We start from the raw sequence: 24,575 nt of genomic DNA, 5'->3' as shown, positions 1-24,575 counted from the left end.
CGTCGCCTCCGCTGCGCGCCGGTCCCGGGAGCCGGAGTGGGCGGAAGTGGGGTACGAACGTGGGGGACGGTGGGGCGCCCGGCGCCGCGGCCGCCGCTCGTCCGGGAACGACGAACGGCGCGTCCCGTGGCGGGACGCGCCGTTCGTGAGAACTCGCGTGGAAGTACTGTCGCGCTACTCCTGCTCGAAACGCCGGCGGAAGCGGTCCTCCATCCTCTTGCTGAACCCTCCACCGGACTTGCGGCCGCCGCGGGACCTACCATCCCCGGCACCGCGGCTTGCCCCGCGGGGACCGTCACCGACGCCTGGACCGCGCTTGCCTCCGAGGAGGAGCAGGACCCCCGCGCCGAACATGACGATGAATCCGACGAGACTGATGATCGGGAACCCACCCGGCTTCACCGGGAGGGCGACGCCCGCGATCAACAACGCCAAACCCAGTGCGAACAACGCGCCGGCCTGGAGCCGACGCCGACTGGACGCCATCCCCATCCGGCTTCCCCGGACGGTAGAGGCGAACTTGGGATCCTCAGCATAGAGCGCGCTCTCGATCTGTTCGAGCATGCGCTGCTCGTGCTCGGAGAGTGGCACGGTACCTCCCCCGGCACTAAAACGGTGGCCGCCGGATCTGCGGTCCAGATCGACGGGGGGCCGACTTTGACGGCCGCCTGGCTCAATAATACGAGTACATCCCGGCGGGGACCACCAACTGGGGATTCGAGTTCGATCACGGTTCCGAAGGTCCTGCGTATGACGGACCGACGACCCTGGCCCGGGCCGTCGAACGACCCGGGCTGCCCCCTGCACCGATCATGCGCTGCGCCGGTCGTCCCCCGACCTCGAATTCCCGGACGCCGACGGGTCGTCCGCGCCCGTCAGGTAGTCCTCCACCTCGTGGAGAAAGCGGCCCACCTCGTCGTAGAAGCGGCTCGCCTCGTCGGCGGGCACGGAACGCGTGACCCCCGCCTCGATCGCCGCGCGGGTGTCCGAACGATCGGCGAAGAAGTCCGCCCAGGCGGCGAACTCCGGCTCCGCGCGGGCCATGAGCACCCAGGCGTTGCGGGTGCGGGGACGCCGCGCCGGCCGCACCGCCCGCAACTCGGCGCCCGCGAGCACGGCGCCGGCACCGCGCAGGGCGGCGAGATAGGCCAGGTGGAATCGCTCGGACGGTTCCGGAGTGCCGGCGGCCGCCGAGAGCAGCTCGTCGGCACGGTCGAGCAATGTCGCGGCGCGCGACGACACCGGGCGGGCGGCGCAGTCCGATCGGCCGACGGCCCGCGGGCCGGTCGCACCCGACTGTGCGGTTCGTGACGTGACCATCACTCCGAACACCTCCTGCACCCCGCCGGGGCACCGGCCGGGTCACGGCCCCGGCGATCCGGCGATGTTCGCTTCCCTCGAACATCGCCGGATCCCCGGTATCGAACATCCGTTCGACGTATTCAATATAGCTGCACCTACCGACACGTCGTCAAGGGAAGGCGGTCCAGTCCCCGTCATGAGTACGGATGCGACCCCGCGGGGCGCGGCGCCGATCCTCGTCGATCTGTCCGCTGCCGAGTTCCGCGCGCGACTGCCCGAGGTGCTGCCCATCTACGTGGCCGCCATGCGATACCCGCGCGGCACCGAGTACCACCGCGCGCCCATGTGGTCCGAGCACTCCGCCCGGCCAGGATGGAAAGCTGTCGCGGCGGCACTGCCGGACGAACCGTCGAGGCTCGTCGCGATCGCCTACGGCTATCGCGGGTCGCCGCACCAGTGGTGGAATCAGCAGGTGCGGACCGGGATGCGCCACGCCGGCTACCCCCCGGAGACGATCGACGCCGTCCTCGGCGACTACTTCGAGCTGACCGAACTGCACGTGCGGCCGGACGCCCAGGGTCACCGCATCGGGGAGGCGCTCCTGCGCCGGTTGCTGAGCGACCGCCCCGAGCGCACGGTCCTGCTGTCCACTCCCGAGATCGCCGGCGAGGACAACCGGGCCTGGCGGCTGTACCGGCGATTCGGGTTCCGCGACGTCGTCCGGCAGTTCCGGTTCACCGGGGACGCCCGCCCCTTCGCCGTCCTGGGACGGGACCTTCCGCTCGAAGGTCCGTAGCGTGGGCGGGGTGATCGATGCCGTCGTCGTGGGTTCCGGGCACAACGCCCTGGTGAGCGCGTGCTATCTGGCCCGTGCCGGCTGGTCGGTGGAGGTGCTCGAGAAGGACACCGTGCTCGGCGGCGCCGTGTCGACCGTGGAACGCTTCCCGGGCCACGCCGTCGACCGCGGCTCGTCGGCCCACGTCATGATCCGGCACACCGGCATCGTCGAGGAACTCGAGCTCGCCGCCCACGGCCTGCGCTACGTCGACTGCGACCCGTGGGCGTTCGCGCCCGCCCCCGTGGGCAGCGACCGTCCGGGCATCGTCTTCCATCGTGATCTCGACCGCACCTGCCGATCCGTCGAGGCCGCATGCGGAGCGCGCGAGGCCGACGCCTACCGCCGCTTCGTGACGGTGTGGGGTCCGCGCAGCGCCCGGGTGATGCGCTCGTTCTCGGTGCCGCCGACCGGCCGGCACCTGCTGTCGTCCTTCTGGGGCCTCGACACCGGCAGTGGCGGCAGCGACCTCTCCCGGCAGTTCCTCACCACCGGCGACGCCCTGCTCGACGAGTACTTCGACGACGAGCCGCTCAAGGCCGCCCTCGCCTGGTTCGGTGCCCAGTCCGGCCCCCCGATGTCCGAACCCGGCACCGCCCCCATGGTCGGCTTCGCCGCGCTGATGCACACGCTGCCGCCCGGCCGCGCCGTCGGCGGAAGCGGCGCGCTGACCCGGGCCCTGGCCGCCCGCCTCGCGGTCGACGGCGGCGTCGTCACCCTCGGCGATGCCGCCGCCGAGATCCGCCGGGCCGGGGACGGCTGGGCGGTACGTACCGACTCGGGACGCACCGTCACCGCGCGCACCGTGATCGCCGGCTGCCACGTGCTGACCACGTTCGATCTGCTCGAACGCGGCGGATTCGACCGCGCCCGCCTGAACGCATGGCGGCGCCGGATCCGCGTCGGCCCCGGCATCGGCATGGTGCTGCGCCTGGCGACCGACGCGCTGCCGCGGTACCCCAGCGGTCCCGCCGACGAGTCCGACGCCGTGCGGGGCCTGCAACTGCTCGTCGAGGACCGCGCCCGGCTCCGGCTCGCGCACGGCGCGGCACTGGCGGGGGAACTACCGCCGCGGCCGGCCGTGCTGGCCATGAGTTTCACGGCGCTCGATCCGTCGATCGCACCGCCCGGCGAACACCAGGTGACCCTGTGGTCGCAGTGGCACCCGTACCGGCTCTCCGGTGGCCGGCGGTGGCCCGCACTGGCCGAGTCGGAGGCGGATCGGATCGTCGCCGAGATAGAGCGCTTCGCCCCCGGCTTCGCCGGTTCCGTCCGGCACCGGCACATCCAGACCCCGCACGAGATCGAACGCGAACTGGGCCTGATCGGCGGCAACGTCATGCATGTGGAGATGTCGCTGGACCAGATGTTCATGTGGCGGCCGCTGCCGGAGCTGTCCGGGCACCGGGTGCCGGGTGCCGACGGGCTCTATCTGACCGGCGCGTCCACCCATCCCGGGGGCGGGGTCTCCGGCGCGAGCGGGCGCAATGCCGCGCAGCGCGCGCTCGCCGACGCCGGGGGTGGCCCCCTGCGCCGGGTGCTGGGGCGGTGGCGGCGATGAATCGCCTGCCCGCCGTTCTCGCCGGCGGCGCGATCGCCGCGCAGATCGCCTATCCGCTGACCACCGGCCAGGCCCGCGACGTCGTCACCGTCGCGGTGGTCACCCTCCTCGCGGCCGCCGGGCTCGCGCACGCTGCGGCGCGGCGCGGCCTCGCCTGGACCGCCGGGTTCTTCGTGATCACGGCGGGTGTCGGCTTCGCCTCCGAGGTCGTGGGGACCGCCACCGGATACCCGTACGGCTGCTACGCGTACGCCACCGACCGGCTGGGTCCCGCCCTGTTCGACGTGCCCCTCGTGGTGCCGCTCGCCTGGACCGCGGGGATGTACCCGGTCTGGTACGTGGCCTCGCTGCTCGCCCGCGGCGGGATGCCGTGGCCGGGCGGGAACCGCGAGCGGGTGACCCGTATCGCGCTCACCACGGTGGGGATGGTCGGCTGGGACCTGTACCTCGACCCGCAGATGGTGTCCGACGGACAGTGGAGCTGGTGCAACGGCGGCGGCCTGCCGGGCATCGAGCAGATCCCACTCACCAATTATCTCGGCTGGGTCCTCGTCGCCACGCTGATGGCGGTGGGGCTGGACCTGCTCGACCGGACCGGCCGGGTACACCCGGGCAACGACACCGTGCCGCTGGTGCTGTTCCTGTGGACGTGGCTCGGGTCTGCGCTCGCCCACGGCGTGCTCCTGAGCGCCCCGGAGCTGCGGTACTCGGCCGTCTACGGCTTCGCGGTCATGAGCGTGCTCGGCGTCCCGCTGCTGTGGTCGCTGCGGCGACGCGCCGGGGCAGGGGCTCGCGTCTGACACGTCCCCGCGCTCCTGGCACGATGGCGCTGTGCGCCTGCCCACCTCGCCCCGCTCCCGCCGACGGACCCTCTCGGCGGCGCTCCTGCTCCTGCTCGTCCCCGTGCTCGCCGGCTGCCTGCGGGTGCAGGCGACGATGGGGGTCTCGGCCGACGACCGCGTCTCCGGCCAGATCGTCGCCGCGACCATTCCCGCCGACGAGAACGACAAGGGACCGCAGCTGGTGGCCCCGGACTCGCTCGCCGACCGGGTCCGCGTGCAGGAGTACGACCAGGACGGGTACGTCGGCAGCCAGGTGTTCTTCAGCGATCTGAGCTTCGGCGACGTCCAACAGCTCGGGTCGATGTCCGACCAGACCTCGGGCACCTTCCAGCTCGCGCTGCAGCGCGCCGGAGACCTGGTGAGCGTCAACGGCAAGGTCGATCTCGAGTCGGTGCCCGTGCAGGGCACCGACGTCCAGATCACGATCGCGTTCCCGGCGCGGGTGGCCACGACCAACGGCACCCGTGAATCCGACTCGATCGTCACGTGGAAGCTGCCGGCCGGTGAGGTGAGCACGTTGCGCGCCGAGGTCCGCTACGCCGACCCGAACACCCGGGGATTCGCCGGCTGGGCGGGTATCGTCGCCGGCGTCACGACAGGCGTCGCCGCGATCATCGGGGTCCTCGCCTGGATGAACCGCAACCCCGCTCCCCCGCGGCAGCGCACACGCGGCGACGCGACGGCGTCCTAGGGCGATGCGGGCGCTGGTCGGGGTCGTCCGCGCCGGGGCGGCCGCCGCGACGCTGGGAGCTGCCGTCGCCGTCGTCAATCGCCTCACCCTGCCCCGGCTCGTCCCGGGTGGTGTGGTCGACGAAGCGGTGACCGTGATCGTTCCGGCCCGCAACGAGGCCCGGCGCCTGCCGGATCTCGTCGCGGATCTGCGGGCCCAGCGGGGTCTGCGCCGGCTACGGGTGGTGATCTTCGACGACGACTCGGCCGACGGCACCGCCGAGGCGGCCCGGCTGGCGGCCGGGGACGATCCCCACGTCACGGTGATCCGCTCGACCGCGCCGCCGCCGCCCGGCTGGACGGGCAAGGCCGCGGCGTGCGCCCGCGCGTACGCGGCCACCGATCCGTCCGGCGTGGTCGTCTTCGTCGACGCGGACGTGCGGTTGGAGCCGGGCGCGGTGGCGGCAGCGGTGACGCTGCTGCGGGACCGGCGGGCCGACCTGCTCACCCCGTGGCCCTTCCAGCGGGCCGGCTCCGCCGCCGAACAGCTCGTGCAGCCGCTGCTGTTCTGGTCCTGGTTCGCGACGCTGCCGGTCGCGGTGTCCCACCGCTCGCGCCGGCCGTCGACCGCGGTCTCGTGCGGCCAGTTCCTGGTGTTCGACGCGCCGGCGTATGCCGCTGTCGGCGGGCACGTCGCGGTCGCGTCCAGTCCCACCGAGGACCTCGACCTCGCCCGGGCACTGCGCCGGGCCGGCCGGCGCACGATGGTGGCTGCGGCCGGCGACGTCGCGTCCTGCCGGATGTACGAGGGCGCTGCGCCGCTGCGGGCCGGGTACACGCGCTGGCTGTGGTCGGCGTTCGGCCCGCCCGCCGGATCCGCTGCGGTGCTCGTCGCCGCGGCGGCGACCTACGTGCTGCCTCCCGCGGCGGCTCTCCTCGGCCGCGGACCGGTCCGCGGCTGGGGGGTGGTCGGCACCGCCGCGGCTGTCGTCTCCCGGACCCTGGCCCGTGCGACCGAACGCGGCGGTGAGCCCGGCCCGTCCGACGTGGCGGCCGCACTCACCCACCCGTTCGCGGTGTGCGGGTTCGCGGCGCTGACGAGCGACTCGCTCCGCGCGCGCCGCGCCGGCCGGCTCGGCTGGAAGGACAGGCCGCTGCCCTGACCGCTCGATCAGACCGCCGTCGGCACCGCGATGCCCAGGCGGGCCAGCACCTCGCGGGTGGCCCGGGCGAAATTCAGGGTGATGAAGTGCAGGCAGGGCGCACCCTCGGCGATGAGCCGCTCGGCCATCTCGGTGGCGACGTCGATGCCCACCTCGCGCACGGCGGCGCGATCCTCCTCCGGGCCGTTCCCGGCGGCCCGGACGAGGCGCTCCTCGAGCGCGGCCGGCAGCCTCGACCCGGAGAGTTCGAGGCTGCGCCGCGCGGTACGCAGCGACGTGATCGGCATGATCTCCGGAATGATCGGCTTGGCGCCCTGCTCCGGGTCGTAGGCCACGACCCGGTCCCGCAGCCGCAGATAGTCCTCGACGTCGAAGAACATCTGGGTGATCGAGTACTCGGCGCCGGCGCGCAGCTTGTGGACCAGGTACCGCGTGTCGTGCTCGAGGTCCGGGGAGCGGTGGTGCCCCTCGGGGAACGACGCCACCCCGACGTGGAAGTCACCGAGGTCGCGGACCAGCCGAACGAGTTCCTCGGCGTACTCGAGGCCCTCCGGATGCCTGGTCCATTCTCCCAGCGGGTTGCCCGGCGGGTCGCCGCGCAACGCCAGGATGTTGGTGATGCCGCGATCGGCGTATGCGCCGACCATGGCGCGCAGTTCGTCGATGCTGTGCCCGACGGCGGTCAGGTGCGCCACCGGCAGGAGCGTGGTTTCCTGCGCCAGCTGACCGGTGACCCGGACGGTGCGGTCGCGGGTGGAACCGCCCGCTCCGTACGTCATCGACACGAAGGCCGGGCCGAGGCGCTCGAACTCGCGCACGGCGCGCCACAGGCGCGCCTCCGCGTCGGCGTCGCGCGGCGGGGAGAACTCCACCGAGAACGGGATCCGTGCGCCTCGGGGCGCACGGAGTCGGTCCACCACCGACGGCGTACGGGATTCTCCGCCGCCGTCCGGCCCGCTGTCGGAATCGAAAGTCACCCGACCAGCATAGGGGCACGTCGGAGCGGGCCGAACCGGGGCAAGCCCCTCGACCGCCGGATAGGGTGGGCTCGGGTGTGCCCGGCGCCTTTCGGGCTCGATCCGTGGCCGCACCCACCGTCGCCCGACGGGCCCGTCCACACACGACCAGGAGGACGCCCTGTTCACCGGATCCGAACCCGTGCCCGCCGCCTTGTTCCCCGATCTCGTCGAGGGCGCCCTGCGCGACTTCTTCGTCTCCCGGATCGAACTCGTGGAGCCGATCGGCGGCGGCTACCCCGAGGCCGTCACGGCACTCGAATCGTTCGTGCTGCGAGGCGGCAAGCGGGTACGCCCGGCGTTCGCGTGGAACGGCTGGCTCGGGGCCGGCGGCGACCCGTCGGGGCTCGACGCGCCCGCGGTGCTGCGGGTCTGCTCCGCACTCGAACTGGTGCAGGCCTGCGCCCTGGTGCACGACGACATCATCGACGCGTCCACCACCCGGCGCGGCTTCCCGACCGTGCACGTCGAGTTCGCCGACCGGCACCGCGCGTCGGGCTGGCGCGGCCGGCCCGAGCAGTTCGGTGCCGCCGTGGCCATCCTCCTCGGCGATCTCGCTCTGGCCTGGGCCGACGACATGGTCCGGGAGGCGGGACTGGAGCCGGCCGCGACCGCGCGGATCGCACCGGTGTGGTCGGCGATGCGCACGGAGGTCCTCGGCGGGCAGTTCCTCGACATCGCCGGAGAGGTGTCGGCCGACGAGTCCGTCCCCGCGGCGATGCGGGTCAACCGGTACAAGACCGCCGCGTACACGATCGAACGGCCGCTGCACCTCGGCGCGGCCCTCGCCGGGGCCGACGACGCGCTGATCACCGCCTACCGGGAATTCGGCACCGACATCGGGCTCGCCTTCCAGCTTCGCGACGATCTGCTCGGGGTGTTCGGGGATCCGGAGGTCACCGGCAAGCCGTCCGGCGACGACCTGCGCTCGGGCAAGCGAACGGTGCTGTATGCGCTGGCCCTGGAATCCGCCGACGCCCGTGACCCCGGCGCCGCGCGGTTGCTGCGCGAGAGTATCGGCTCGGACCTGTCCGACGCGGACGTGGAGAGGCTGCGGACGGTCATCACCGAGCTCGGGGCCGTGGAGCGGGTGGAACGCCGCATCGCCGCGCTCACCGACACCGCGCTGGCGACCCTCGACGCCTCGGGCGCGACGGACGAAGGCAAAGCCCGCCTGCGGGCGGCGGCGCTCCACGCGACGCGGCGGGCCGCGTGATGCGCACCGTGACCGGCGCGGAGCGGGTCGTCGTCGTCGGGGCCGGACTGGCCGGGCTCTCGACCGCGCTGTACCTGCTCGGTGCGGGCCGCAAGGTGACCGTCCTCGAGCGCGAGGCGACCGTCGGCGGGCGGGTGGGTGTGCACGCCGGGCCCGGATACGAGATCGACAACGGGGCCACGGTGCTCACCATGCCGGAGCTCATCGCGGACGCCCTGGCGGCGGTCGGCGCGGACTTCGAGTCCGTCACCCCGGCGGTGCGGCTGCGACGGCTCGCCCCCGCGTACCACGCCCGGTTCGCCGACGGCACGACCCTGGACGTGCACACCGATCCGGACGCGATGGTCGCCGAGGTCACCCGGGTGTGCGGCGCCGAGGAAGCGCAGCGCTACCTGCGGCTGCGCTCCTGGCTCGCCGAGATCTTCGACGCCGAATTCGACCGGTTCATGGCCGCGAACTTCGACTCCCCCCTCGACCTGGTCGCCTCCCCCGCGGCGGCGCGCGACCTGGCGACGTTGCTCCGCCTGGGCGGGTTCGGCCGGCTCGGGGCGCAGGTGAACCGCCGGATCACCGACCCGCGGCTGCGCCGGGTGTTCACCTTCCAGGCGCTGTACGCGGGCGTCGCGCCCGCGCGGGCCTTGGCGGTATACGGCGCCATCGCCCACATGGACACCTCCCTCGGTGTGTACGCGGTGGAGGGCGGCATGCGGGTGCTGGCCCGCGCCATGGCCGACGCGATCGTCGCCGCCGGCGGCGACCTGCGCCTCGGCACCGAGGTCACGGGCCTCGACTTCGACGGCCGGACGGCCACCGCCGTCCGCACCGCCTCGGGCGAACGCGTCCCGTGCGACGCCGTGGTGCTGAGCCCGGATCTTCCCGTCGTGGACACGCTGCTGCCCCCACGCCGGCGACGACGCGTGCTCGCGTCGCCGTCGGCCGTGGTGCTGCACGGAAGCGTGCCGTCCGCCGTCGCCGCGCAGTGGCCCGCCACGCACCACCACACCATCGACTTCGGTGCGTCGTGGGAGGAGACGTTCGCCGAGATCAGCGCGGGCCGGGGCCGCGGCCGGCTGATGAGCGACCCCTCGCTGCTGATCACCCGGCCGGCGCTGAGCGACCCGGGTCAGAGGTTCCTCCGCGACGGCGTGTCGCACGAGCCGCTGTCGGTGCTCGCGCCCTGCCCCAATCTGGACAGCGCCCCGTACGACTGGTCCGCTCTGGCCGACCCCTACGCGGCAGAGCTCCTCACCGTCCTCGGCCGGCGTGGATACGGCGCCGTCGCCGACGAGTTCCGCATCGACCACATCGACACCCCGGCCACTTGGCAGGCCAGGGGCATGCTTGCGGGCAGCCCGTTCTCCGGGGCACACGTCTTCCGGCAGACCGGACCCTTCCGGCGACGGAACCTGGATCCGCGCCACCCCAACGTCGTGCTCGCGGGATCCGGAACCGTGCCGGGCGTGGGCGTGCCGACGGTCGTGCTGTCGGGCCGGCTCGCCGCCGAGCGGCTCGGCGTCCGCGCCGCGCGGTGAGCGGTGGACCGCCGGCGGCCGCGGCTGAACTAAACTGTCACCTCGTTCACCTGTCCGCCCGCGCCGCGCCCGGGCCCCGCACCGTCCACGACTTCCCGGGGGAGGAACTCGCAACCATGTCGTCCCCTGCCCCTTCCGACGCTGCACCACAGCATCCGTCGAAACCGCAGCCTCCGTCGGAATCGCAGCCGCCCGCCTCGCCGCCCGTGCGGAGCAGACCCGGCGACTTCCTGCGAAGCCCGGCCGGCAACACCGGCCTGCTGGGTGCGCTCGGCGCCGCATTCGTCACGTTCGGTGGCTTCGGTGCGGGCAGCGTCCGGCGGGAGGACCCGCTGCTCGAGGACCTGTACCTGTCCTGGTTGCGGTTCGGGCACGGCCTGCTGCTCTCGACGATCCTGATCTGGGCCGGCGTCCTGTTGATGATCGCCGCCTGGGTGCGGCTGGGCCGGAGCACCCTCGCCGGGCACGTGACGCTGCGCGAGCTGTGGACGGTGCTGCCCATGTGGGTGGCGCCGCTGCTGGTGGCCTCGCCGATGTTCAGCCGCGACGCCTACTCCTATCTCGCCCAGGGGGCGATGCTCCGCGACGGCTTCGACCCCTACCTCGACGGTCCGGTCGTCAACCCGGGCGTCCTGCTGGACAACGTGAGCAACGTGTGGAAGACGACCACCACCCCGTACGGTCCGGTGCATCTGCTGCTCGGTGCCGGCATCACGTCGCTGACGGGGGACGACGTCGTCACCGGCACCTGGTTGCTGCGACTGACGATGCTGCCGGGACTGGTGCTCACCGCGTGGGCGGTGCCGAAGCTGGCGCGCCGGCTCGGCGGCAACCCCCGCATCGCCCTCTGGCTGGCAGTGCTCAACCCGCTGATCCTGATTCATCTCATCGGCGGTGTCCACAACGAGATGCTGATGGTCGGTTTCATGATCGCCGGCATCGTGCTCGTGCTGGAGGGCCGGCACGTCGGCGGCATCGCACTCGTGTCCGTCGGTGCGGCCGTCAAGGCGTCGGCGGGCATCGCCCTGCCGTTCCTGGTGTGGATCTGGATTCTGCACGAACGTGACCGCGCCCGGGCGCAGGGCCGCGAACCGGCCGCTCCGATCGTGCTGTTCGTGAAGACCGCAGGCGCGGGGCTGCTGGTGTTCGCGGCCGTGTTCGGAGCGGCCTCGGCGCTCGCAGGCGTCGGTATCGGCTGGCTGACGGCCCTGTCCGGCTCCTCGAAGATCATCAACTGGCTGTCGCTGCCGACGATCATGGCGCACGCGGTCACGTGGTTCACGCCCTGGCAGCTGGGGTCCATCCTCGACGTCACCCGCATGCTCTGCGCCGTGGCCCTGGGGGTGATCATGGTGGTGACGTGGTGGCGGTTCCGGCACACCGAGCGCGACGCCGTGCTCGGGATCGTGATCACGCTGACCGCGATCACCGTGCTCTCGCCGGCCGCCCTGCCGTGGTACTACTCGTGGCCGCTCGCGGTGGCCGCGGGCTTCGCCCTGTCGACGACCACGTTGGCAGTGCTCGTAGGCCTGTCCAGCTGGCTGATGCTGATCTTCAATCCCGACGGCTCGATCGGCATGTACAACCTTGCCCACGTGATCCTGGCGATCGTCATCTCGGTGATCGCCGCCGTGTCGCTTCGCACCGTCGACCCGCTGCGGCTGCGCGCGCGGCGCGAGCCACCGATCACCGCCGTCTCCCCGGATCCGAGGTGACCGTGACCGAGACCGACGCGGGATTCCGCTACTGCGAGGAGCTGGCGGCCACGCACGGCCGGACGTACTACCTCGCCACCCGCCTCCTGCCCCGCCCGCGACGGTCGGCGGTCCACGCCCTCTACGGGTTCGCCCGCCTCGTCGACGACATCGTCGACGTGACCGCGGTCGACGACCCGGCCGGCGCGGCGCTGCAGGTGACCGCGACGGAGCGCCGGCTGCACGCCGCGCTCGCCGGTGATCCCGGACCGGCGGACGCCACCGGGTTGGTGGTCGGGGCGCTGGCCGAGACGATCCGGCGCTACGACCTGCCGCTGGACTACTTCGAGGCGTTCGTCCGGTCGATGCGCATGGACATTCCCGGCACGCCCGAGTTCCGGGCCCGCTACGACGACATGCCGCAACTGCGGGAGTACATGTACGGCTCCGCGGCGGTCATCGGGCTGCAGTTGCTGCCGGTGTTCGACGTGGCCGACATCGACGCCGCCGCACCCTACGCCGCGGCGCTCGGGGAAGCCTTCCAGCTCACGAACTTCATCCGCGACGTGGGTGAGGACCTCGATCGGGGGCGCACCTACCTGCCGGCCGACACCTGGACCGCGTTCGGGGTGGACGTCGCACTGCTCGAGCACGGCCGACGCACCGGCGGGAGCCCGGATCCGCGGGTGCGCCGGGCCCTGGCCCACTTCGTGGCGCTGACGCGCGCGGAGTACCGCCGCGCCGAGCCCGGTCTGGCGCTGCTGCCGGACCGGATCCGGCCCGGCATCCGCACCGCCTTCGAGCTGTACGGAGGAATCCTCGACGAGGTCGAGCGCAGCGGGTACCGCGTCCTCGACGTGCGCGCCGTGGTCCCCACGCGGCGCCGTGCGCGGGTCGCGCTGACACAGCTGGCCCGCCTGCGCTGAGCCGCCGGAGTCAGAAACCGAGCGCCTGCGCCCGGCGCATGACCTCCCGCCTCGCGTGGGTGTGCATCGCCGCCGCCGGGGAGCCGCCCGCGAGCGTGTCGTCCTCCCGGAACATCCAGTTCAGGATCTCGTCGTCCCGGAATCCCCCGTCGTGCAGCACCGCGATGAGACCGGGGATGCCCGTGAGGATCCGACCGTCGTCGTCGAAGAACGCCGCCGGCACGGCCAGCACGCCGTCCCGCTTGATCGCCAGCAGCTGGCGGTCGCGCAGCAGCTGGTGGACCCGGGTGATCACCAGGCCGAGCTGCTTCGCCACGTCGACCAGTTGCAGCACGGGTACGGAGCGGTCGAGGACGTCTTCGCTGTAAGGGATAGCACTCACGCCGCTAACGTTATCGGGTTCGCGGCGGCTGCCACGACGGGCCGTCGGGTGATCACCGCGGCGAGCCGCGCAGTGTCACCGCGGCGAGCCGCGCAGTGTCACCGCGGCGAGCCGCGCACGTGTAACCGGGTGGTTCGTGCGCTGGCTACGATCGACAGAGGCGCACCCGACGGCCCGACCCGTCGCACGCCGCACCTACGCAGGAATCGACGGCATGAACACGGGGGTACACCGGGTGAGCTCTGGAGGCGACCGCCTGATCGGCACGGTGCTCGAACGGCGCTACCGCATCGAGGCACCGATCGCCCGTGGCGGCATGTCCACCGTGTACCGCGGCACGGACCTGCGGCTCGACCGTCCGGTAGCCGTGAAGGTCATGGATCCGCAGTTCGCGGCCGATCCTCAGTTCCTTGCGCGGTTCGAGTTCGAGGCGCGGTCGGTGGCCCGGTTGACCCATCCGGGTCTGGTGGCGGTGTACGACCAGGGGCAGGACGGGGACCATGTCTTCCTGGTGATGGAACTCGTCGAGGGCGGCACGCTGCGCGAACTGCTGCGCGAACGGGGCCCGATGCCACCACACGCGGCGGCCGCCGTCGCGGCGCCGGTGCTGGGGGCGCTGGCGGTGGCGCACCGCGCCGGCCTGGTGCACCGCGACGTCAAGCCGGAGAATGTGCTGATCTCCGACGCCGGGGAGGTGAAGATCGCCGACTTCGGGCTCGTGCGCGCGGTCGCCGCGGCGACGACGACGTCGCGCAGCGTCATCCTGGGTACCGCCGCCTATCTGTCGCCGGAGCAGGTGACCACGGGCACCGCCGACGCGCGCAGCGACGTGTACGCGACCGGGATCCTGCTGTTCGAGATGCTCACCGGGCGCACCCCGTTCACCGGCGACACGTCGCTCTCGGTGGCCTATCAGCGGGTCGACAGGGATGTCCCGGACCCCGGTTCCCTCATCGACGGGGTCCCGGAGCAGTTCGACGAACTGGTCCGGCACGCCACCGAGCGGGAGCCGGGTGAGCGGTTCCCGGACGCCGCGGCGATGGCCGCTGCGCTGAGCGAGGTCTGCGACGTCCTGGCGCTGCCCCGCTACCGGGTGCCCGCACCGCGACGGTCCGCGCAGCATCTTTCGGCCGTCGCGGAACCGGCGACGGCCGCGGTGGATCCTGCGCCGCCGACGGTGGCGGTGCGCGCCGCGGCCCCACCCTCGCGGCCGCTGCCCCCGCCCGCGATGCCGCCCGGACCGGCGGCCCAGCTCGCCCCCGTGGGCCCGCAGCACACGAAGGTCGTGACCCAGCAGCACCCGCGTGCCGAGTTGTCGGGGCCGCAGGCCGAGCCTGCCCGGGTCCCGGTCGCCGATTTCGCCGCCGAGCGCCGACGTAACCGGCGGACGACGCTGCTGTGGCTGCTGGCGATCCTGGTGCTGGCCCTGGCCGTCGGTTTCGGCGGATGGTGGCTCGGGTCCGGACGGATGACCACCGTGCCCAGCGTGCTCGGCGCCGATCGGGACACCGCGCTCGCGGCGCTGCAGGCGGCCGAGGTGACTCCCGAGGTGCAGGGCGAGTACTCCGACGACGCCTCGGTCGACACCGTGCTCGGTACCGACCCGGAGGCGGGCAGCCGGGTCGCCCGGGGTGACGAGGTGGTGCTGCTCGTCTCGCTGGGCCGGCCGACCGTGCCCACCATCGTCGGGGGCGGCGACCGCGACGTGGTGGAGCAGGAACTACGCAACCGGACCCTCGTCCCCGTGGACGGCGGCACCGCCTACAGCACGGCCGTCGAGGAGGGCGGGGTCGCGGCCCTCGATCCGGCGCCCGGCACGGTCCTGCCGGTGGGAGCGGAAGTCAAGGTGATCGTCAGCAAGGGATCACCGCCGGTGGATGTGCCCGACGTCGCGGGCCGCACGGTCGACGAGGCCCGGCGGGCCCTGGACACGGTCGGCCTCACGGTGCGCGAGACGCGGGAGGTGTTCGACGCGGAGGTCGACGCGGGACGGGTGGCGGGCACCGACCCGGCGGTCGGGAACCGGGTCAACGCCGGCGGCAGCGTCACGCTGCTGGTGTCGAACGCGGTGAAGGTGCCCTCGCTGCTGGGCCGCACGGTCGCCGCGGCACGCGACGAGCTCGGCCGGCTGGGGCTGGACGTGGAGGTGCGCCAGTTCGCGGGCTCCGACCGTTCGGTGGTGATCGGTCAGAGCCCGGGCGCGGGCGACCGGGTCGAGCCGGGCGGCACGGTGACTCTCACCGCACTGCCCTGAGGCCCCTGACGACCCGGAAGGCCCCGGGACCCGGCCGCTCCGCGGAGGGTCAGCCGCGGAGCATCTCCGCGACCAGGAACGCCAGCTCGAGCGACTGCTGGGTGTTCAGGCGCGGGTCGCACGCGGTCTCGTAACGGCCGTGCAGGTCGATGTCGGAGATGTCCTGTGCGCCGCCGAGGCATTCCGTGACGTTCTCACCGGTGAGTTCGATGTGGATGCCGCCGGGATGGGTGCCCAGGGCGTTGTGCACCTCGAAGAAGCCCTGCACCTCGTCGACGATCCGGTCGAAGTGCCGGGTCTTGTACCCCGTGGACGCCTCGTGGGTATTGCCGTGCATCGGGTCGCACTGCCAGATGACCTGGTGACCGGTCGCCTGCACCTTGGCGATGATCGGGGGCAGCAGATCGCGCACCTTCGCGTGCCCCATCCGGGAGATGAGGGTCAGCCGGCCCGGCTTGTTGGTGGGATCGAGCCGCTCGACGTACTCGGCCGCCATCTCGGGTGTGGTGCTGGGGCCGATCTTCAGGCCGATCGGGTTGGCCAGCAGCTCGGCGAAGGCGATGTGGGCGCCGTCGAGCTGGCGGGTGCGGTCACCGATCCACAGGAAGTGCGCCGACAGGTCGTAGAGCCGGGGGTGCCCGTCGGTGTTATCGAGCCGGAGCATGGCCCGCTCGTAGTCGAGGACCAGCGCCTCGTGGCTGGCGTAGATGGTGGCAGCCTTCAGGTTGGGATCGACGACGCCGCACGCGTCCATGAAGCGCAGGCCGCGGTCGATCTCGGAGGCGAGGGCCTCGTACCGCGCGCCGGCCGGGGAGGATGCGACGAACTCCCGGTTCCAGTCGTGCACCCGGTGCAGGTCCGCCTCGCCGGCGGCGGTGATGGCCCGGACCAGGTTCATCGCGGCGCTGGCGTTGGCGTAGGCGCGGATCAGCCGGGACGGGTCGTGCGCACGCACGGCGGAATCGGCGACCAGCGAGTTGATCATGTCGCCCCGGTACGACTGCAGCCCGAGCGCGTCGATGTCCGACGACCGCGGCTTGGCGTACTGTCCGGCAATCCGCGCGACCTTCACGACCGGCAGCGACGCGCCGTAGGTCAGCACGACGGCCATCTGCAGCAGCGTGCGGATGTTGGCCTTGATGTGCGGCTCGGTGTTGTCGGCGAAGGTCTCGGCGCAGTCACCGCCCTGGAGCAGGAAGGCCTCACCCCGCGCGACCGCGGCGAGGTGGTTCTGTAGGTCCTCGACCTCGCGGGCCACGGTGATCGGCGGCACGCTCTCGAGCACGGTACGCATCGCCGACGCCTGGTCCTCGGGCCAGCTCGGCTGCTGCAGGGCGGGCTTGGCCAGGGCCGCGTCCAGCCTTTCGCGCAGCTCGGCGGGGAGCGGCGGAAGGGTCGGCAAGCGGTCGATCGGCACATCGACAGTCCAGTTCACACCACCAGGATATGGCCCCGGCGCGACGAGGGACACGCACCCCCGGGTGGGTCGATGCCACACCCCGTCCCGCCGGCCCGCCCGGCGGCCGCGGCACCCGGTTCAGCGGTACAGCCGCGCGGCCTCGATCGCCTCGAACTTGGCGAGGTTGTGGCGGGCATCGGCGAGGGCGTCGTGGTTGTCGTCCGGCACCGGCGGCAGGGGGGGCTTGCCGTGCTGCTCCCAGTGCTGGCGCAGCTCGCGGGTGAATTTGGGCAGCGCGTCGGGCAGTTCCGGCATGGTTCCCCAGAGCTGGACGAGCGCGACGTGGTCGTAGGCCCCGAGCCAGGCCCACAGCTCGGGCTGGATGCCCGGCCGCGGGATCAGGAAGGACATCAGGTCGTCGCGGATGCGGGTCCGGGACTTCCAGGCGGGATGCGCCGGGGGCGGCAGCTTCGGCAGTACGTGCCGCCGCACCCAGGGCCCGGCCCGCTCGGGGTCGAACTCCGTCGACACCGCATAGAATTCGCGCCCGTCCTCGCAGGCGACACCGATCGACACGAGCTCGATGGTGCGACCATCCTCGATGAACTCGCAGTCGTAGAAGTAACGCACGTGCGCACATTATGCCCGGCCGCGGCCGGGCGGGTGTCGCCGGTATCCGGCGTCAGCCGGCCTGCGTGTCGGGCAGGCGATCGGCGTCGGCGGCCGTGGCGGCCGCATCCTGTTCGGCGGGCCGGTTCTTCAGGGAGGCCGCGTAGATGTCGACATATTGCTGGCCCGACAGGCGCATCAGCGCGTACATCACCTCGTCGGTGACGGTGCGCTCGACGAAACGGTTGCCGCCCATGCCCTCGAAGCGGGAGAAGTCGATCGGTTCCCCGATCCGGACCGTCACCTTGGCCGGCTTCCACATCTTCGACCCGATGGGGTTCATCTCGTCGGTGCCGATCATCGCCACCGGGATGACCTTCACGCCGGTCTGCAGGGCCAGCCGGGCGATACCGGTCTTGCCCTTGTAGAGGCGGCCGTCCGGCGACCGGGTGCCCTCCGGGTAGATGCCGAGCAGCTTGCCCTGGGAGAGGACGCGGACGCCGGCGTTGAGGGCGTCCTGCGCGGCGTCGGCGCCGGTGCGGTCGATCGGGACCTGCCCGACCGCGGAGAAGAACCAGCGCTGGAACCGCCCCTTGAGCCCGGGGCCGGTGAAGTACTCGCTCTTGGCGAGGAAGGTGATGCGCCGCGGTACCACCAGGGGAAGGAAGAAGGAGTCGAGGACGGCTTTGTGATTACTGGCGAGGATCGCGGGGCCGTCGGTCGGGATGTGCTCCGCCCCTTCGATTTTCGGCCGCCCCATGAGCCAGAGCAGCGGCCCCAGCAGGACGTACTTGAAAAGCCAATACCACATGGCGTCCTTCCCCGTCTCCGAAACGCGCAGGCAGATCGTGCCTGCCGGTCGACTCTACGACGGCGGGGTGTCGCCGTGCACACCGTGGCACGCCGCGGTCCCGCCTCACAGCGATGGACGTGACGATCATCTCAGCCGCCTGGTCCGTTTCGTCCGGACCGGGACGATTCGCGGGCGAGGTCGGCCGCGCCCACCAGGCCGGCGGCGTCGCCGAGGTGCGCGGCGCGGACCCCGGCGAGCGGCCGGTGACCACGCCCGGTCAGGGCCGCCGCGTAGTGACCGCGGGCGTCGTCGAGGAACAGAGACGCCGACCCCGACACCCCACCCGCGATGACGACCAGGTCCGGGTCGTAGAGGTCGGCGACCATCGCCAGGCCCAGCCCGAGCCAACGGGCGAACTCGGCCATCGCCGCGACGGCGAGCGGGTCGCCGTCCTGCGCGGCCTCGGCGATCCGTCGTCCGGTCAGTGCCCCGGGATCCGCCGCGACGTCACGGGTGAGCGGGGAGGACCGGTCCGGGTCTGCCGCGAGCAATTCGATCGCCGTGTCGACCAGCGCGGTGCCGCTGCAGTACCGCTCCCAGCAGCCCCGCTTCCCGCACGCGCAGGGCCGCCCGTCGGGAACCACCTGCAGGTGCCCGAGTTCGGGGGCGATGCCGTGCGCGCCCCGGAACGGCACACCGTCCAGGAGCAGGGCGGCGCCGACCCCGGTGCCGACGGCCACCAGCACGGTCGTGCGGACACCGGCGGCCGCACCGAACCGGTACTCGGCCCACGCCGCGGCGTTGGCGTCGTGCTCGAGGATCACCGGCAGGCCGATCCGCGCGCTCATCCGCTCGGCCACGGGCACGTCCGCCCACGGCAGGTGCGGGGCGAAACGGACGACGCGACGGTCGGCGGTGAGGAATCCGGCGACGGCGAGCCCGACGGCGGTGACCTCGTTGCGTCCCGCCAGGCGGGCGACGGTGCGGTCGAGGGCATCCTCGAGGGCGCGGCCCGAGTGCGGGGTCGGCGACCGGACGGTGTCGACGACGGATCCGGTGCCGTCGACGACGGCCGCGCGAATGCTGGTGCCGCCCACGTCGATTCCGATCGTGAGTCGATCCGTGCTCACGGTGTGGACCCGATCAGCGCCGGATCGTGACCGAGATCGGCACGAACGCACCGCTGCGGCCGGGAGCCGGGGGCGGGGTCTGCGGATCCGGCCCGTCGGGGCCGGCCCCTGAGGGCGGAAGGTACCGGGCGAGCAGGTCCCGCAGCAGGGCGATCAGGGCCGCGATCTGGGTGGCGAGGCGGGTGAGGAGTTCGTGCGGCTCGCCCCGCACCGCGGCCGCGACGGCGCACAGCGGGCACCAGCTGCATCCGCTCGGCGCCGAGGCGGGCGCGGCGGCCGCGTCCCCGGTCGTCGCGCCGGGCGCGGGCCGGGCGGGCGGTGCGGGTTCGGCGAATCGCTGCACCGTCTGCTCGAGCCGGTCGAGAACGGCGTCGGCCAGCGCCCGCAGTTCGGCGACGAGGACGTCGTGATCGGCGCTCACTGCGGCCACACCGCGGGATCGGGACGGAACCGCACCAGCAGGTCGGATCCCTCGAACTCGGCGCCGGAGACGGTGCAGCGCCGCAGACCGGACGCGAGCCGCACCCGGCGACGCATCCCGTCGGCACCGATCACCAGGTCGTCGTCCACCCGGCCGAGTGTCAGCGATGCCGCGTCCGCCAGCGGCAGATGCATCCGCATCGTGTACACCGCATCCACCCCTGTCCCCGATTCGCGCTGTACCCGCACCGGCTCCACGCCGGAATCCTCCGGCGTATGCGGCGCCACGCCGTCCGGGTACAGCGACTCCGCAAGCGCCGCCAGAGAGGCCAACCCTACCGGTTCGGTGCATCGCTGCTCGCACTCGACCACGGCGACGGCGCCGAGAATCGTCTCGATCTCCGCCACGATCCGGCGCTGCCCCCCGCGCTGCTCGGCGAGCCAGGTCGCGGCGGGCCCGGCCTCGTCCGCCGGGAAGTCCGGGACGGTCCGATTGACGAGCACGCGCGCCAGCCGCAGACCGGACAGGGCCGTCCAGGACCGCAGCCGCCGCGCCTCGGCGACGCCGAGTCGATCGGCGGTGGCGACGAGGTGGACCGAGGTGCGGGAGTGGTCGGCGAGCAGGTCCCGCACGGTCGCGGTGTGGTCGACGACGCGGTCGACGAGCGCCACGACCAGGGCCAGACGCGGGTCGGCACCCGTCGCCGCGACGATGCGGCTGTGCCGGGGCCAGATCCGCTCGATGTACTCCGACACCGTCGCCGGCGCGGCGAGCGTGCGGAAGGCGTCCGCGGACGCGGGGAGGTCGACGATCACCGCGTCCCAGCGTCCCGTGTCGGCCAGGCGGGCCACCTCGCCGAGGGCGAGGATCTCCTGCACGCCGGGCAGCCCGGTGACTTCCTCGGGTGCCGGGATGCCGAACCGGTCGCCGTGCTCGTGGGCGCCGCCGGCGGCGGCGAGCGCGGCCAGGAGCGCGAAGCGCTGCTCGAGCAGGGCGAGCGAATCGATCTCCAGCGTGTCGAGGCCGCCGGTGACCGGGACGATGCGCGCATCGACGGATCCCGGCGTCGCCGGGTCGACGGCGAACACATCCGTCAGCGAGTGCGCCTGATCGAGGGAGACCACGAGGGTGCGAACCCCGGAACGAGCCGCCGCGAGGGCGGTCGCCGCCGCGAGGGTCGTCTTGCCGGTGCCCCCCTTGCCGACGAAGAGCTGCACGGCGGCGGGGCCGGGCCGCCCGGCGTGCCCGCTCAGCCTTCCACCCGCTTCTTGAGTTCCTTCAGCGCGGTGTCGGTGATCACCTTCTCGGCCTTTCGTTTGAACAGGCCGATCATCGGGATGGTCAGGTCCACCGTCAGCTCGTAGTACACGGTGGTGCCGCCCTCCGGCGCTTCGGTCAGGATGTAGGAGCCGAACTGGGCCTTCTGGATCTCGCCCGCGACGAGCTCCCAGCTGACCGATCGGCCGTCCGGGGCCCACTGGTAGACCAGCTCGTAGGTGTCGCGCACCACCCCTGCGTCGAGCACGAACCGGACCCGCTCCGCGCGTCCCCCGGACTCGACGGCGAGCACTTCCACGGACTTCGCCGCCGAAACCCAGGCGGGGTACGCGTCGAAGTCGGCGATCACGGCCATCACCCGATCGGACGGAGCATCGATGGTGATCGACCTCTTGGTCTTCTCGGCCATGCGACCAACGCTTCCTTTCCCTCTGTCCCCGCCGTCCGTCCCACCGGTCGGCACACGCGGGAACCGTTGTCTATCACACCGTAGTAGTTCCGGGGAGGGCTCGTCGCCTGCAGGTGCTCGGCCGTCGGATCAGGGATTTCCGTCCCGGGGCGGTTCGCCGGCGGCGCGGCCCGCGTCCAGTCGCCGTTTGACGTCGAAGGTCATGGCCTTGCCGGCGACGCGACGCCGGTGGTTCATCGTGGCGAGGTCGAGTTCGCCCACCCGCTCCGGCGGCACCCCGGTCGGTTCGCAGTGCAGGAAGTAGTGCACGATCGCGCCGTCGAGCATCGGCTCGAGCCAGACCTCCATCGTGCCGTTCAGCGCGCCGGCGACCGACCACCGGATGCCCTTGTCGGCCCGGTCCTCGCGGACCGTCAGAGCCAGGTCGGGCCACCACGCACGCCAGCGGCGGGGCTCGGCGATCTCGGCCGCGATCCGCCGCGGCGACGCGGCGACGAAGGTCTGATCGGCCACCTGAATGCTGCTCACGGGGAAAGCTTCACACACCGCCGGTTCCGGCTCGTCCAGGGGGCCGGGTCGGTCGGGCGCGCGGGCCGGTCGGGGCGTCAGGCCAGCAGGCGCCGCAGTTTCGCACCGAGCACGTCCCACCGCCATTCGGCGCCGACCCAGGCGCGGCCCGCCGCGCCCATCGCCGCCGCCCGGTCGCGGTCGGCGAGGACGTCGGCGACGGCGCCCGCGACCGCCGCGACCGACGTGCCGTCGACGACGACCCCGGTCTCCCCTGCGCGTACGGTCTCCGGCGCACCGCCGGACCGGCCCGCCACCACGGGCACCCCGGTGGCGGACGCCTCGAGGTAGACGATCCCGAGACCCTCGACGTCGAGGCCGGCGCCGCGCGTACGGCACGGCATCGCGAACACGTCCGCGATGGTGTGGTGGGCGGGGAGTTCGGCAGCCGGCACCCCGCCGGTGATCACGACGTGGTCGTCGACCCCGACCGCGCGGACCAAGTCCCGGAGGCGGTCCTGGTACGGGCCGCCGCCGACGATCACGAGCACCGCCCCGTCGATGCGACGGCGGACCTCCGGCAGCGCACGGATGAGCATGTCCTGGCCCTTGCGGGGCACGAGCCGGGACAGGCACAGCACGGTGGGCCGGTCGCCCAGCCCGTACCGGGCGCGCAGTTCCGCGCGAGCGGCGGGGTCCGGCCGGAACACCTCGGTGTCCACGCCGGAGGGCAGATGCTCGAGCCCCGCGCCGGGCCCGAACGCCGAGGCGAATCGACCGCGGGTGTACCGGCTGACGTACGTGACGGCGTCGGTGTGGTCACCGATGCGGCGCAGCGCCTGCCGTCCGGCGGGCACCATCGACCAGCCCACCTCGTGCCCGTGGGTGCTGGCCAGGACCCGGCGGGCACCGGCGCGGCGCAGCACGGGCGCGAGCAGGGCGAGCGGCGCCGCGGCGCCGAACCACACGTTCTCGCAGGCCCGGTCGCTCATCAGCCGGGTGGCCCGCCGTGCCACTGCGGGGGTCGGCAGCATCAGGGTGGTGGGGTGGCGGACAACCTCGAAGGGTTGCCGGGCGTCGAACTTCACGTGGCTGTCACCGCGCCATCGCGGGGCGTACACGACGAGTTCGTCCGGGGGCAACTGGGACGCGAACGCCTGCAGGTAGGACTGGATCCCCCCGGGCCGGGGCGGAAAGTCGTTGGTGACCAGCAGCGTTCGGGGCATGCGCTCACCGTAGGCGGTGCCGTGGCGGGCGCGGACGCCGGGTCAGCCGACCCGGGCCGGCACCTGCGCCTCGAGCCAGGTCTGCCATCGGGCGACGAATTGCTCCGCATCCGCACCGAGCACGTCGCCGAGCGCGGCGTCGAGTTCCGCGGCGTCGACGGGCCCGGTGGCCAGCCGCCGGTACAGGGCGGTGAGACGATCGCCGCCGAACTCCCCGGCGACGAACGTCGCGATCGACCACGCGCTCTCGTACGCCAGACGCGCACCGTCGCCGGCGAAGTCGGCGTCTGTAGGCAGCGCGGTGGGCGCCCCACGCTCGGCGACGGCGGCGGCGAGGGTGGGCGCGATGACGCCGAGGGCACCGTCGGCGTTGCGGTAGCCCACGTAGTCGGCGTAGCCCTCGAGGATCCACAGCGGCGACCCGTCGACCGTGTCGGTGCGGGCCGCGACGTGGGTGAGTTCGTGGCGCAGGATCGCCCGCAGGCCCGCCGCGTCCAGCCGCTGCCCGGCGGCGGGGCTGAAGACGATGCGCTGGCCGGTGGTCTCGCCGCGCTCGTGGTCGACAGCGTCGGACACGGCGACGGCGGCGATCTCCGCGCCGTTGTAGCGGCTGCCGACCTGGGCGGTGAACTCGTCGTGCGAGGCGGTGACGAGCACGAGGGCGCGGCGGGGCCACTCGGTTCCCCACGCGGCGTCCACGGCCTCCACCGCGGCCTCGAGTTCGCCGGCGATGTCCGAGACGAGGGACGAGTGCTCGGGGTGCCCGACGACGAGGGACCGCCCCCCGGCCCCGGTGTCCACGGCCCGGACCAGCAGCGGTCCGTAGTCCCACGGCCCCCGCCAGGTGGTGGTCTCCGCACCCGGCAGCGGGCGGTCGTCGACGAGGCGCCACTGCTCACCCCGGCGGGCGAGGAGCAGCGTGACGGGCTTGCGCGTCGGTTCGTCGTCGATGCCCTCGACGGCGTAGCGCAGCAGGACGGTGTGGGCGCGGGCCTCGTCGGCGCCGAGGCGGGCCCCGACGTCGTCGGTCACGTCGGTCCCGGGGTCCTGGCCGAGCTCGTAACCGAAGTCCGCCAGCGGCAACGCGGCGAGGGCCTCGGCGCGCCGCACCTCCGCGTCGAGCAACCCCGGGCGGGCCTGCGGGTCCACGAGGGCCGCCAACGCCGCCCGGTCGGCGGAGCGCACGGCCCGGGACCAGGTGTCGAGCAGCCCCTGCACGGCCGTGCGCGACGCCGGTTCGGCCGGCTCGTCGTCGGGCGTGAACGCGAGCGTGAGGCCGACGGCCACGACCGCGACGATCAGCCCGGCCACGCCGAGTCGCTCCCACCGGCGGCTGCCGGGGGGACGGCGGGACGAATCGGGCGCGGGCACGGCGGCCAGTGTAGGTCGCGCTCACACCGGCACCGTGGGG

General features: G+C 73.1%; 24 protein-coding genes. 10 read left to right on the top strand and 14 right to left on the bottom strand.

Annotated features, from left to right (window positions below):
- Positions 1-174: 174 nt before the first annotated feature.
- Both OCS65_RS13520 and OCS65_RS13515 read right to left on the bottom strand, forming a co-directional pair.
- Entirely contained in the window at positions 175-591 is a 417-nt protein-coding gene (locus OCS65_RS13520) for a DUF3040 domain-containing protein (RefSeq protein WP_006933389.1), read from the bottom strand.
- 219 nt (positions 592-810) lie between these two features.
- A complete protein-coding gene (locus tag OCS65_RS13515) occupies positions 811-1,320 on the bottom strand; it encodes an SAV_6107 family HEPN domain-containing protein (protein WP_029544189.1) in 510 nt (169 codons plus the stop codon).
- 178 nt (positions 1,321-1,498) lie between these two features.
- On the opposite strand from OCS65_RS13515, the gene OCS65_RS13510 reads away from it, so the two are divergent.
- Genes OCS65_RS13510 through OCS65_RS13490 form a run of 5 tightly spaced genes read left to right on the top strand, consistent with a single transcriptional unit; the run spans position 1,499 to position 6,372 of the window.
- Positions 1,499-2,098 carry a GNAT family N-acetyltransferase gene (locus tag OCS65_RS13510; protein WP_029544191.1) on the top strand — a complete coding sequence of 200 codons (600 nt, stop codon included), beginning with the start codon at positions 1,499-1,501 and terminating at the stop codon, positions 2,096-2,098.
- A gap of 10 nt (positions 2,099-2,108) precedes the next feature.
- Positions 2,109-3,698: a phytoene desaturase family protein gene (locus OCS65_RS13505; RefSeq protein ID WP_231772754.1), complete on the top strand. Its 1,590-nt coding sequence runs from the start codon at positions 2,109-2,111 to the stop codon at positions 3,696-3,698.
- On the top strand, positions 3,695-4,498 hold the full coding sequence (locus OCS65_RS13500) for a carotenoid biosynthesis protein (RefSeq protein ID WP_006933385.1): 804 nt from the start codon (positions 3,695-3,697) through the stop codon (positions 4,496-4,498). The genes OCS65_RS13505 and OCS65_RS13500 overlap by 4 nt, the downstream gene beginning before the upstream one ends.
- Before the next feature lie 31 nt (positions 4,499-4,529).
- The gene (locus OCS65_RS13495; RefSeq protein WP_006933384.1) at positions 4,530-5,231 is read left to right on the top strand and encodes an LppM family (lipo)protein; all 702 of its coding nucleotides are present in this window, start codon (positions 4,530-4,532) and stop codon (positions 5,229-5,231) included.
- Between the two features lie 4 nt (positions 5,232-5,235).
- A complete protein-coding gene (locus OCS65_RS13490; RefSeq protein ID WP_231772753.1) occupies positions 5,236-6,372 on the top strand; it encodes a glycosyltransferase family 2 protein in 1,137 nt (378 codons plus the stop codon).
- 8 nt (positions 6,373-6,380) lie between these two features.
- On the opposite strand, the gene metF is transcribed toward OCS65_RS13490, so the two are convergent.
- Positions 6,381-7,349: a methylenetetrahydrofolate reductase [NAD(P)H] gene (metF, locus tag OCS65_RS13485; protein ID WP_170914097.1), complete on the bottom strand. Its 969-nt coding sequence runs from the start codon at positions 7,347-7,349 to the stop codon at positions 6,381-6,383.
- A 181-nt stretch (positions 7,350-7,530) separates the two neighbouring features.
- Between metF and OCS65_RS13480 the strand changes: the two genes are divergently transcribed.
- From OCS65_RS13480 to OCS65_RS13465, 4 genes are all read left to right on the top strand, one after another.
- Complete coding sequence (locus OCS65_RS13480) at positions 7,531-8,604, top strand: polyprenyl synthetase family protein (RefSeq protein ID WP_029544199.1); 1,074 nt, start codon at positions 7,531-7,533, stop codon at positions 8,602-8,604.
- Complete coding sequence (crtI, locus tag OCS65_RS13475) at positions 8,604-10,136, top strand: phytoene desaturase family protein (RefSeq protein ID WP_029544201.1); 1,533 nt, start codon at positions 8,604-8,606, stop codon at positions 10,134-10,136. The genes OCS65_RS13480 and crtI overlap by 1 nt, the downstream gene beginning before the upstream one ends.
- A 116-nt stretch (positions 10,137-10,252) precedes the next feature.
- Positions 10,253-11,851, top strand: a complete 1,599-nt coding sequence (locus OCS65_RS13470; RefSeq protein ID WP_263510337.1) for an alpha-(1->6)-mannopyranosyltransferase A — start codon at positions 10,253-10,255, stop codon at positions 11,849-11,851.
- Positions 11,848-12,756: a phytoene/squalene synthase family protein gene (locus OCS65_RS13465; RefSeq protein ID WP_263510336.1), complete on the top strand. Its 909-nt coding sequence runs from the start codon at positions 11,848-11,850 to the stop codon at positions 12,754-12,756. Before OCS65_RS13470 ends, OCS65_RS13465 begins: the two co-directional genes overlap by 4 nt.
- Before the next feature lie 10 nt (positions 12,757-12,766).
- Here OCS65_RS13465 and OCS65_RS13460 read toward each other — a convergent pair whose 3' ends face one another.
- The gene (locus OCS65_RS13460) at positions 12,767-13,138 is read right to left on the bottom strand and encodes an Rv2175c family DNA-binding protein (RefSeq protein WP_240004017.1); all 372 of its coding nucleotides are present in this window, start codon (positions 13,136-13,138) and stop codon (positions 12,767-12,769) included.
- A 235-nt stretch (positions 13,139-13,373) separates the two neighbouring features.
- Here OCS65_RS13460 and pknB point away from each other — a divergent pair, with 235 nt between their 5' ends.
- Complete coding sequence (pknB, locus tag OCS65_RS13455) at positions 13,374-15,392, top strand: Stk1 family PASTA domain-containing Ser/Thr kinase (protein WP_029544209.1); 2,019 nt, start codon at positions 13,374-13,376, stop codon at positions 15,390-15,392.
- Positions 15,393-15,441: 49 nt separating this feature from the next.
- On the opposite strand, the gene OCS65_RS13450 is transcribed toward pknB, so the two are convergent.
- The 10 genes from OCS65_RS13450 to OCS65_RS13405 all read right to left on the bottom strand — a co-directional run bounded on the left by OCS65_RS13450 (position 15,442) and on the right by OCS65_RS13405 (position 24,535).
- Positions 15,442-16,827: a class II 3-deoxy-7-phosphoheptulonate synthase gene (locus tag OCS65_RS13450; RefSeq protein WP_006933364.1), complete on the bottom strand. Its 1,386-nt coding sequence runs from the start codon at positions 16,825-16,827 to the stop codon at positions 15,442-15,444.
- Between the two features lie 102 nt (positions 16,828-16,929).
- A complete protein-coding gene (locus tag OCS65_RS13445; RefSeq protein WP_006933363.1) occupies positions 16,930-17,421 on the bottom strand; it encodes a polyadenylate-specific 3'-exoribonuclease AS in 492 nt (163 codons plus the stop codon).
- A gap of 52 nt (positions 17,422-17,473) precedes the next feature.
- Positions 17,474-18,211, bottom strand: a complete 738-nt coding sequence (locus OCS65_RS13440; RefSeq protein WP_006933354.1) for a lysophospholipid acyltransferase family protein — start codon at positions 18,209-18,211, stop codon at positions 17,474-17,476.
- A 131-nt stretch (positions 18,212-18,342) separates the two neighbouring features.
- Entirely contained in the window at positions 18,343-19,323 is a 981-nt protein-coding gene (locus tag OCS65_RS13435; RefSeq protein WP_029544213.1) for an ROK family protein, read from the bottom strand.
- A 13-nt stretch (positions 19,324-19,336) separates the two neighbouring features.
- A complete protein-coding gene (locus tag OCS65_RS13430; protein WP_082120318.1) occupies positions 19,337-19,744 on the bottom strand; it encodes a hypothetical protein in 408 nt (135 codons plus the stop codon).
- On the bottom strand, positions 19,741-20,961 hold the full coding sequence (locus tag OCS65_RS13425; RefSeq protein ID WP_050035369.1) for an ArsA family ATPase: 1,221 nt from the start codon (positions 20,959-20,961) through the stop codon (positions 19,741-19,743). Before OCS65_RS13425 ends, OCS65_RS13430 begins: the two co-directional genes overlap by 4 nt.
- 32 nt (positions 20,962-20,993) lie before the next feature.
- On the bottom strand, positions 20,994-21,431 hold the full coding sequence (locus OCS65_RS13420) for an SRPBCC family protein (protein ID WP_006933347.1): 438 nt from the start codon (positions 21,429-21,431) through the stop codon (positions 20,994-20,996).
- Positions 21,432-21,560: 129 nt separating this feature from the next.
- Positions 21,561-21,959, bottom strand: coding sequence for a hypothetical protein (locus tag OCS65_RS13415; protein ID WP_029544218.1), 399 nt, complete (start codon positions 21,957-21,959; stop codon positions 21,561-21,563).
- A gap of 77 nt (positions 21,960-22,036) precedes the next feature.
- Positions 22,037-23,164: a glycosyltransferase family 4 protein gene (locus OCS65_RS13410; RefSeq protein WP_006933343.1), complete on the bottom strand. Its 1,128-nt coding sequence runs from the start codon at positions 23,162-23,164 to the stop codon at positions 22,037-22,039.
- A 42-nt stretch (positions 23,165-23,206) separates the two neighbouring features.
- Positions 23,207-24,535, bottom strand: coding sequence for a hypothetical protein (locus OCS65_RS13405; protein WP_029544220.1), 1,329 nt, complete (start codon positions 24,533-24,535; stop codon positions 23,207-23,209).
- Between the last annotated feature and the right edge of the window lie 40 nt (positions 24,536-24,575).

This window comes from Rhodococcus aetherivorans, assembly GCF_025722975.1.
In the GTDB taxonomy this organism is placed as follows: Bacteria; Actinomycetota; Actinomycetes; order Mycobacteriales; family Mycobacteriaceae; genus Rhodococcus; species Rhodococcus aetherivorans.
This window is presented reverse-complemented; position numbering and strand designations above follow the sequence as displayed.

Coding starts and splice junctions, on each gene's coding strand:
- OCS65_RS13515 (WP_029544189.1), bottom strand. CDS start 1,320: ATGGTCACGTCACGAACCGCACAGTCGGGTGCGACCGGCCCGCGGGCC.
- OCS65_RS13510 (WP_029544191.1), top strand. CDS start 1,499: ATGAGTACGGATGCGACCCCGCGGGGCGCGGCGCCGATCCTCGTCGAT.
- OCS65_RS13500 (WP_006933385.1), top strand. CDS start 3,695: ATGAATCGCCTGCCCGCCGTTCTCGCCGGCGGCGCGATCGCCGCGCAG.
- OCS65_RS13490 (WP_231772753.1), top strand. CDS start 5,236: ATGCGGGCGCTGGTCGGGGTCGTCCGCGCCGGGGCGGCCGCCGCGACG.
- crtI (WP_029544201.1), top strand. CDS start 8,604: ATGCGCACCGTGACCGGCGCGGAGCGGGTCGTCGTCGTCGGGGCCGGA.
- OCS65_RS13470 (WP_263510337.1), top strand. CDS start 10,253: ATGTCGTCCCCTGCCCCTTCCGACGCTGCACCACAGCATCCGTCGAAA.
- OCS65_RS13440 (WP_006933354.1), bottom strand. CDS start 18,211: ATGTGGTATTGGCTTTTCAAGTACGTCCTGCTGGGGCCGCTGCTCTGG.
- OCS65_RS13420 (WP_006933347.1), bottom strand. CDS start 21,431: ATGGCCGAGAAGACCAAGAGGTCGATCACCATCGATGCTCCGTCCGAT.
- OCS65_RS13410 (WP_006933343.1), bottom strand. CDS start 23,164: ATGCCCCGAACGCTGCTGGTCACCAACGACTTTCCGCCCCGGCCCGGG.